General features: G+C 60.5%; 6 protein-coding genes. All 6 read left to right on the plus strand.

All coding sequences use genetic code 11. The features are described from left to right. The first annotated feature begins 13 nt into the window (after positions 1-13). Positions 14-3,937, plus strand: a complete 3,924-nt coding sequence (locus tag D0C27_RS09310) for a non-ribosomal peptide synthetase (RefSeq protein WP_137430837.1) — start codon at positions 14-16, stop codon at positions 3,935-3,937. Positions 3,938-3,940: 3 nt separating this feature from the next. Next, positions 3,941-5,191, plus strand: coding sequence for an enterobactin transporter EntS (gene entS / locus D0C27_RS09315; RefSeq protein ID WP_137430838.1), 1,251 nt, complete (start codon positions 3,941-3,943; stop codon positions 5,189-5,191). Positions 5,192-5,288: 97 nt separating this feature from the next. Continuing rightward, positions 5,289-6,686, plus strand: coding sequence for a YncE family protein (locus tag D0C27_RS09320; protein WP_052159195.1), 1,398 nt, complete (start codon positions 5,289-5,291; stop codon positions 6,684-6,686). 69 nt (positions 6,687-6,755) lie between these two features. Next, complete coding sequence (locus D0C27_RS09325) at positions 6,756-7,961, plus strand: isochorismate synthase (protein WP_137430839.1); 1,206 nt, start codon at positions 6,756-6,758, stop codon at positions 7,959-7,961. 14 nt (positions 7,962-7,975) lie between these two features. Further along, positions 7,976-8,614 carry an isochorismatase family protein gene (locus D0C27_RS09330; RefSeq protein ID WP_137430840.1) on the plus strand — a complete coding sequence of 213 codons (639 nt, stop codon included), beginning with the start codon at positions 7,976-7,978 and terminating at the stop codon, positions 8,612-8,614. Between the two features lie 13 nt (positions 8,615-8,627). Further along, on the plus strand, positions 8,628-9,410 hold the full coding sequence (locus D0C27_RS09335) for a 2,3-dihydro-2,3-dihydroxybenzoate dehydrogenase (RefSeq protein WP_137430841.1): 783 nt from the start codon (positions 8,628-8,630) through the stop codon (positions 9,408-9,410). Positions 9,411-10,020: the final 610 nt, after the last annotated feature.

Raw genomic sequence — 10,020 nt, forward strand, 5'->3', positions numbered from 1 at the left:
CTGCAACACGCTTATGTTTAGCTCCCCTTCCGAACTGCCATTGCGCCCCCTGACCGAAGCACAAGAAGGTCTGTGGTACGCCCAGCGTTTGGACCCGCTCAACCCGATTTTCAATACCGGGCACTGCACGCATATCCATTCGGCGCTGGACACCGCGCTGTTTGCGCAAGCCATCAATCTGACGCTGACCGAAGCCGATGCCTTGACCTTGCGCATGGTGGACACGCCAGACGGCCCGGCCCAGTACCTGCGCCCGCAAGAGCCCATTCAACTGGAAATTGTGGACCTGTCTGCCCACGCAGACGGGGCCGAACAAGCCCAAGCCCAGCTGATGGCAGACCTGCGCACACCGCTGGACCCAACCGTTGCGCCACTGGCACGACACATCCTGTTTGTACTGGGGCCCAAGCACCATCTTTGGTATCAGCGTATCCATCACCTGGCCGCTGACGGCTATGGCATGGCGCTGATCGAGACGCGAGTGGTCAAGCTCTACAAGGCGCTGCTCAGTGGCCGTGAAGATCATGGGCATAAGCTGGAATCGTTCACCCTTTTGCAGGATGACGATCAAAGCTATCGGAATAGCGAGCGCCGCAGCAAGGACAGACAGTTCTGGCTGGACACATTAAGCGATGCAGAACCCGCCCAAAGCCTGAGCGAATCCCAGGCTTTGAGCGATCATCATTTCCTGCTGGCACGCAGCGCCGTCAAGCCCGAACTGACAGCCAGCCTGCAAGCATTGGCACAAAGCAGCGACATCAGCTGGCCAGACATTCTGACGGGCCTGACCGCCGCCTATGTGCGCCGTCACACCCGCCAGGACGAATGCACGGTGGGCGTGCCCTGGATGGGCCGTCTGGGCCATATCAGTGCCCGTATCGTCTCCACCGTCATGAACGTGGCTCCGCTGCGTTTGCAGATCGACGAATCCCAGCCGTTGAATCAGTACCTGATCCAAGTTTCCAAGGCTCTGCGTCAGGCACGTCGTCATGGCCGCTACCGTAGTGAACAACTGCGCCGTGATCTGGGTTTGCTGGGTGGCATGCGCCGCCTGCACGGCCCCATCATCAACGTGCTGCCGTTCGATGCGCCCTACGAACAAGCGGGCCTGACCGCCAGCCAGACCGTGCTGTGCGCTGGCCCCGTGGAAGACTTGAACTTCACCTTCCGCGCCCAACCCGATGCCAGTGGCTTGCGTCTGGAAGTGGAAGCCAACCCGCGTCTGTACACCGACGCACAGATTCAAACCCATCTGGTCCGTCTGGAGCAGTTCCTGCTGCGCGCTTTGCAGGCTGAAACCCTGTCTGCCGTGCCGACCTTGACGGATGCCGAACACCACCACTGGATTGAGACCGTCAACCAGACTGCTCACCCGGTCCCTGAAACAACGCTATGGGCACTGATCCACGCCCAGTTGCAGGCTCACCCGGAACAAAGTGGCCTGGAATTTGAGGGCAAGAAGCTCAGCTACGCCCAGATCAACGAACAAACCGCCAATCTGGCCGCGCAACTGCGTCTGGCCGGTGTGCAGACCGGCGATATTGTCGCCGTGGCCCTGCCTCGTTCGCTGGAGCTGGTGCTGTCCTTGCTGGCTATTCACCGTGCTGGTGCTGCCTACTTGCCGCTGGATCTGGACCAGCCTGCCGATCGCCTGAACACCATCTTGCAGGCCGCTCAACCGCGACTGCTGGTCGGCCAGCCCGGTTGCACGCTCAATGCCTCTTTGCTGGTCCCGCAGCCTGAACAAACCTGCAGTGCCCCAGACTGGGCCGCCGCCGGTCCGCACGATCCTTCCTACCTGATCTACACCTCCGGCTCTACCGGCACACCCAAAGGCGTGCTGGTTAACCACGACGCCATCGTCAATCGTCTGGTATGGATGCAGACGCACTACAGCATTGGTGCCGGTGATCGAATTTTGCAGAAAACCCCGGCCACGTTTGACGTGTCGGTGTGGGAGTTCTTCCTGCCCTTCCTGTCAGGTGCAACCTTGGTCGTCGCCCCACCACAAGCACACCGCGATCCGGCTCATATTGCCCGCCTGATGCGCGAACAAAGCATCACAGTGCTGCACTTTGTGCCCTCCATGCTCAGCGCCTTCCTGGATGAGCCTGCCGCTCGTGGACTGGCTCCGCGTCTGGTGTTTTGCAGTGGTGAAGAACTGTCGGCCGCTACCCGCGACCGCTTCCATTCTCTGCTGAACGCCGAGCTGCACAATCTGTACGGCCCAACCGAAGCCGCCGTGGACGTGTCCTACTGGCCTGCGTCGCGGGATGACCAATCCCAGCCTGTGCCCATCGGTTTCCCCGTATGGAACACCGCCCTGTACATTCTGGACGAGCAGTTGCAACCTGTACCGCCCGGCGTGGCCGGTCATCTTTACCTGGCTGGCCGACAGTTGGCGCAAGGCTACTGGGGCCGCCCGGACCTGACTGAAGAACGCTTTGTGCCCGACCCTTACGCCCTGCATGGCCACCGCATGTACGCCACTGGCGATGTGGCCCGCTGGCGTGAAGATGGCGCGGTTATTTTCCTGGGCCGCTCCGATCACCAGATCAAACTGCGCGGTCAACGTATCGAGCTGGGTGAAATTGAAGCCTTGCTGGCGCGTCACCCCGATGTGGCCCACGTAGCCGTGATTGCCCGTGAAGACATACCCGGTCAAATGGCGATTGTGGCTTACTGGGTACCGCAAGCAGGCAGCCAGTGCACGGACAACACGCTGGCCGCTTATGTAGGCGAGCACTTGCCGTCCTACATGGTGCCCAGCGCCTGGATCAGCCTGGATGCCCTGCCGGTGACAGCCAACGGCAAGCTGGACCGCAAGGCGCTGCCCGTTCCTGCCTTGCAGGCCCGCTCGGCAGGCTTGCCGCTGGACGGTGCCACTCAGCACCAAATCGCCGCCGCTTTCGCCACCGTGCTGGAAAGCAGCGAAGCGTTTTACGCCGACGACGACTTCTTCGCCCTGGGCGGACACTCGCTGCTAGCTGCCAAACTGGCCTTGATACTGCGCGAAGCACGCGGTCAGGCCGTATCAATTGGCACTATTTTTGAATACCCCACTATTGCCCGTCTGGCCAAACATCTGGATCAGTCTGGCAGCGCAGCAGCCGATGGTTTTGGTCCCATCATCGCCTTGCGTCCGGGGCTGAACGATCAGCCCGCGCTGTTTGTGGTTCACCCGGCCGGTGGTTTGTCCTGGTGCTATGGGGCACTGGCACGTCACCTGCCTGCCGGCCGCGCTGTTTATGGCTTGCAAGCCAGTGTGCTGTCTGACGCCTCGCTGGGTCTGGATGGCAGCCTGGATGCCATGGCCAAGGTGTATGTGGATCGTATCGAGCAAGTTCAAGCACAAGGCCCCTACCATCTGGCAGGCTGGTCCGTGGGCGGCATTATTGCTCAGGCCATGGCCGTGGAGCTGCGTCGTCGCGGTCAACTGGTAGGCATGTTGTCCTTGCTGGACGCCTATCCCAGCGACGCGTGGCGCAACGAACCGGCCCCCGAGCCCAATGCCATCTACAAGGCGCTGCTGCATATTGCGGGCCACGACCCAGATAGCTTGCCCGACGTTTCCCTGACCCGTCAGGGTGTGGTGGACTTCCTCAAGCGCAGCGGTCACCCGCTGGCCGAGCTGCCCGACACGCGTCTGGACAGCGTATTTCAGGTGGTGGAGAACAATAACCGCCTGGTGCGCCTGTACGAACATCACGTCTATGACGGCCCCATGCTTTATTTCCGCGCGGCGCTGGATCACGCCGGCACACAATTGCATCCCGATTTGTGGAAGCCCTATGCAGGGCAACTGGACGTGCATGACATTGCCTCCTTGCACGCGCATTTGACCGGTACTGAAGCCGTGGCCATCATGGCCCCGCTGATGGACTCGGCCATGGCTTTTGCCGAACAGGCACAAGCCCAACCTGAACTCGATGTATAAGCCATGTCTGTAAGACGTTTCTTTCTGGATATCTCGCCACTAATCGAAAGTCGAGCATTCCGCTTTGCCTACTTCGCTCGGGCCGCCACGGTGCTGGTCACCGGCATGTTGATGGTGGCTGCCAGCGTGCAGCTTTATGAGCTGACCAAATCCAGTGTGGCCGTTGCTTTCCTGAATGTATCCATGGCCACCCCCATGGTGCTGGCACTGATTGCCGGCGGTGTCTTGTCGGACCGCATGGACAGGCGCAGCCTGATGGTCTGGTCGCGCAGTGTCTACATCATCAGCGTGGTGCTGTTCCTGCTCAATACGCTGCTGCCCAACCCGCAGGTCTGGTTGATCTATGTGGCCGCTGCCATTGGTGGTGCGGCAGGCGGGATCAGCGTCCCGGCCATGATGTCCGCTACCCCGGCACTGGTCGGTCGAGACAAGCTGGCCGCTGCGGCCGCCCTGTCCGGTCTGGCCATGCAGTTGGGCGGTATTATCGGCCCCGCACTGGCTGGCGTGTTGATCTCCGGTCCCGGCCTGATTTTCTGCTACGTGATCGTGCTCTGCGGTGTCATCATCACCCCTTTGCTCTTGCGTGCTCTGCCGCCCTTGCCTCCGCAAGCGGGCAAGCAGCCTCAGAAAAACGCCTTCCAATCCCTGCGTGATGGCCTTGGTTTTGTGGCCAGCCACCCCTTGCTGCGCGCCCTGTTGCTGATTGATCTGGCTGCCCTGATTCTGGCCACTCCCTTGGCCCTGATGCCCGAGTGGGGCGACACCATTCTGAAAATGGGTGCCACCGCCACCGGCTATCTCTACGCCGCTCCGGCCGTCGGTGCCACGCTAGCTGCCTTATCCAGCGGCTGGTGCCGCCAAGTGTCCCGTCCAGGTGCTGCCATTGTGATTGCCGTACTGATCTGGGGCCTGGCGGTAGCGGCCCTGTCCCTGCAAGCGACCCTGTGGTGGGCACTGGTTTGCCTGGCCATCATGGGTGCTGCCGACACCATCTCCAAAATCATGCGTATGGCGCTGGTTCAGCACCACACCCCCGATTACCTGTTGGGCCGTGTCTCCAGCTTGTGGATGACGCAATATTCCCTGGGCCAGGCCCTGGGCAATATGCAAATGGGTTATCTGTCCCGTCTGCTGGGCCCGGCAGTCGCCGTGGCCGTGGGTGGTTTGGCCTGTGCCGCTGTCGCTTGCGGTTTCGGCGTGTTCAACCAAGGCCTGCGTTCGGCCAGCAAACAGGATGGCCCACCCAATGCCTGACATCTCGATTTTGTTCTACCCACGCCTGCTGCACGCCTGTAGAAAGATCTCCTACATGGACCGTCTTGTCGACCGAACCTTTATTTAGGATTAAAAGATGCTAATCAATGTCAATTGCATTCGCCGTACCCCTGCCGCATTGCTGCGCAAGGCCGGCCTGAGCGCAGCCGTCCTGTCCCTGTCCCTGGCCAATGCCTTTGCGGCCCCCGCTTTTGACCAGCCTGATGCTGACTTTCGCGGTTCCCTGAATGCTGCTGGCGTGGTCTATGCAGGCTCCGAAGCCCAACTGGCAGGCCGTGGTTTCACCCCCGGCCAGGAAGTGATCCTGCTGCAAAACGGTCACACTCTGACCCCTCAAGCCCTGGTTGCCGACAAAGAAGGCAATCTGAGCACCAAGATCGCCATCCCCGCTGACGCCGCTGTGGGCGTGCACCCTGTGGTCATGCAAGTCAGCAAGCCCTCGACGGCCGACATCTTCAATCTGAAGGTGTCCCCAAAAGTTGAGCTGAGCGGTCAGGACAAATTCGAACTGCAATCCCAGCACCTGGTGCCCGGCTTGTACCAAAGCGCCTACAGCCCCAAGAACAAAGTGCTGTTCGTGACTTCCGCCGTGGGCCGCCCACCCGTCAAGCAGTCGCAATTGGTCAAAGTGAACCCCAAGACCCTGGCGGTTGAAGCCAGCGTGACACCTGCCGCCCAAAAAGGCCGTGACGATGGTCAGGTTCAAGCCGTTTACGGTGTGGACGTGGACGACAAGCAAGGCAATGTCTGGGTCACCAACACCCGCAGCAGCTCCATTGCTGTCTACAGCCAGAAAGACCTGAAACTGGTCAAACAGTTTGAAGACGGCGTCGTCAGCCACCCACGCGACGTGGTTGTAGACGAGAAAACAGACCGTGCCTACGTGTCCTCGCCCGGCGCCAACACCGTAGCTGTATTCGACACCAAGAAGCTGACTCAGCTGGACCCGATCGAGCTGCAATCGAAGACCCGCAACAAGCCCGGCAGCATGAGCCTGATTCTGGACGCTGAAAAAGACCGTCTGTACACCGTCAGCGCCAGCACCAACGAGCTGATCATTATTGACCTGAAAAACGGCAATGCTCAAACCGTATTCCCCGTGCCCGGTGCACGTGGTCTGGCTGGTGTGTCGGTAGACAGCAAGAATGACCAGGTCTACGTCGCCGCCCAAGGCAGCGACAACCTGCTGATCATCAATGCCAAAGACGGTGCCGTTCAGCACGACATCAAGATCGGTGCCGGTGCCCTGAACGTGGTCTTCGATCCCAAGACATCCCTGGCTTACGTGGCCTCCCGCGGTGCGGGCACCGTGACGGCCGTGAACGGTAAGGGTGAAATCGTTGCCAACCTGGACGGTGGCAGCTTCCCCAACCACGTCTCCCTGGATGGCGAAGGCAATGCCTATCTGGTCAACAAATCCAAAGGTAAGGATGACCAGACGGCTGACCGCATCACACGCCTGCACCTGAAGTAAACCGCCCGAATGCGCCCCTTCCATGAGAAGGGGCGCCAAGGCAAAACCCTTGCCCCAAAAAGGACTCCTATGAATAGCCGTATAGCCGACCAAGTCCGCCATGCCACCATTGAAGAATGGTTAGGTCATTACCAGGCCGACAGCAGCGTATTTGCCTCTCCCACCGTCAGTTTGATGGCACACGGCACGGCACTGGAGCGGCATACCAACAATGCCCAAGGGCAACTGCTCTCTGATGCCCAAGCCTTGCTGGCGCAAGCCGCTCAGCAAGGTCTGGACGCCCCCCTGTTGATGGGAGTGATCCCCTTTAACCCGACTCGCCAGGCTTACCTGCGCGTTCCCAAAGAATATCAGCGCGATCCCGTCCTGCTGCGCCCGGTACAGCGCCCGCCGTTGGCCAAATCCAGCAACAGCATTGCCAGCCAAAGCCTGCTGCCTGATGGCGAAGGCTACGAAGACAGCGTCAGCCGCATCCTGGCCACGATGCGCGAACAGAACATTGCCAAAACCGTGATGGCCCGCACTGTCACCATCACCCTGAACGAAGCCCTGGACCGTCAGACTGTGTTGAGCAATATGCTCCACAGCAATCCTGCCGGTTACACCTACGCCCTGCCCTTGCCGGGCGGCAAGGCTCAAGACCCGGATCTGTTTTTTGGGGCCAGCCCCGAGTTGCTGGTGCGTCGCCAGGGCGATCTGGTTACCGTCAACCCGCTGGCAGGCACCGCCCCCCGCTTTGCCGACCCACAGCGCGACCAGGCCAGCGCCGACAGCTTGATGGCCTCCAGCAAAGACCTGCGCGAGCACGCCTACGTCATTGAAGACGTGGTGCGTATCCTGTCCCAGTTCTGCGACTCCCTGGACGTGCCTGATGGCCCCAGCCTGACCAGCACCGCCAACCTGTGGCACCTGTCCACCCGTATCAGCGGCCGTTTGCGTGACCCGTCCGTCACCTCTTTGGAACTGGCACTGGCCATGCACCCCACGCCGGCCGTTTGCGGCCTGCCTACCCAGCCCGCCATGCAGGCCATCGAAGCCACTGAAGCCTTTGATCGCGGCTACTTTGCAGGCGCCATAGGCTGGAACGACCACGAAGGCAACGGCGAATGGGCAGTCGCCATTCGTTGCGGCCATTACACCCAGCAAGGGCTGACCTTATCGGCTGGCGCCGGCATTGTGGACGGCTCCGTCCCTGCCCTGGAACGTCAGGAAACCGGCAATAAACTCATGACCCTGATCAACTCATTGGGTCTGGCCCAGAACATAACCATCTAAGGGAGACACGATTCATGACCATTCACGCCTTGCCCAGCTACGAGCTGCCTCAAACCCCCGTAGCCAACCGCGTCAATTGGCGCCCACAGGCCAATCGTGCCGCCCTGCTCATTCACGATATGCAGACCTACTTTCTGCAGAAATACGATATGAGCCAGGCTCCTATCCCCATGTTGATCGAACGCATTGCCGCCCTGCGCGAGGTTTGCCACAAGCTGGGAATACCCGTGTTCTACACCGCCCAGCCTACCGAGCAGCCCGAAAAAGACCGCGCCTTGCTGAACGACTTCTGGGGCCCCGGCCTGACCGCCAGCGAATTTCACAGCCAGCAAGCCGTCGTGCCCGAGCTGACACCGGCCGAAAACGACATCATGCTGACCAAGTGGCGCTACAGCGCCTTCCAGCGCTCCGACCTGCGTGAGCAACTGCGCAATCTGGGCCGCGATCAACTGATCATCACCGGCGTTTACGCCCACATCGGCTGCATGACCACCGCCCTGGAAGCCTTCATGCAAGACGTGCAGCCCTTCCTGGCCATCGACGGCGTTGCCGACTTCTCGCTGGAAGAACACCACATGGCGATCCGCCACGTCTCGCAACGCTGCGGCGTCAGCCTGACCTGCGCCGAAATCCAGGACAGCCTGCAAAGCTAAACAGGAAGCACACATGAGCACACAAGAATTTGCAGGTGAATGCGTAGCCGTCACGGGCGCGGCCCGTGGCATTGGCGCTGCCGTCACCCAACTACTGCTGGAACGAGGCGCCAGCGTCATCGCTCTGGACCTGGACGTAGAAGGACTGACCCAACTGAGTCAATCCGAATACAGTGATCGGGTTTCCTGCCACCTGGTCGACATCAGCCAAGCCGATGCCGTTGATGCAGCGCTGGCCCAAGGGCAGGAAAAACTGGGCCCCATTCATCGTTTAGCCTGTGTCGCGGGCGTCCTGCAAATGGGCCGCATCACCGAGCTGAGCAACGAACAATGGGATCGCACCTTTGCCATCAACACCACCGGCGTCTTCAACGTCTGCCGCAACGTGGCCAAAGGCATGATCGAGCGCAAGCAAGGCGCCATCGTCAACGTCAGCTCCAACTCCGCCGCCACACCACGCATCGCCATGGGAGCCTACGCCGCCTCCAAAGCCGCCGTCACCCAACTGAGCCGCTGCCTGGGCCTAGAACTGGCCCCACACGGCATCCGGGTGAACATCATCTCCCCCGGCTCCACCGACACCCCCATGCAACAAGCCATGTGGGCACAAGGCAGCTCGCGCGAAACCGTCATCGCGGGTTCCGGCGAAAACTACCGTCTGGGCATCCCCCTGCAAAAAATCGCCAACCCCGAAGAAATCGCCGAAGCCGTCCTGTTCCTGCTCTCGGACCGCGCCAGCCACATCACCCTGTCCGACCTGCGAGTAGACGGCGGTGCCACACTGGACCAAGGCTAAACAGCCAGACGCAAAAAAGGGCGGAATCTCCGCCCTTTTTTATTGCCCATCGGAACGAGGCCGGACAAAAGCATACGAACATCCCTACTAGTGACAGTGCCGATAAGGACTGACCACCTATTGCCAAGTCAAGGAAGAATACGAACGAACCGAAACATCGTAAATGCGACTCAATGAAGACAGACTCAGTCAGGTCAAATCGGATCGAATCAGGTCAGGTCAGGTCAGGTCAGGTCAGCATCAGATTAGACCTGCTCAGTGCAGGTAGCCTCCTATCAGCTACCTCTTAATTCCGTCGAGTCTGTGAACTAGATCGAGCAGCTCCAGCGTGCCAACCGCCCCCGCCAACAACCGTTGAAAGCAGGCCCACTCAAGAGCACTGCCACCATGCTGTTCGGGTCGGGGCAGGCTCCGGCGGGGCGGATCAGAGTGCTTGCCGCGGGCCTGAGATTGCGTAGGGATGCAAGGGGCCTGCTGTTTGAGCCAGGCGCTTGTACTTGGTCCGGGGGACCAAGTACCTGGCGAGTTCAGGCCCCGCCCGTAGCAATCTCAGGACAAGGGAACTGGTGCGCAGCACCAGCAAGCGCTCAGCCCCGCCGGAGCCTGCCCC

Origin of the sequence: Alcaligenes faecalis, assembly GCF_005311025.1 — a bacterium.
Classification (GTDB): domain Bacteria; phylum Pseudomonadota; class Gammaproteobacteria; order Burkholderiales; family Burkholderiaceae_B; genus Alcaligenes; species Alcaligenes phenolicus.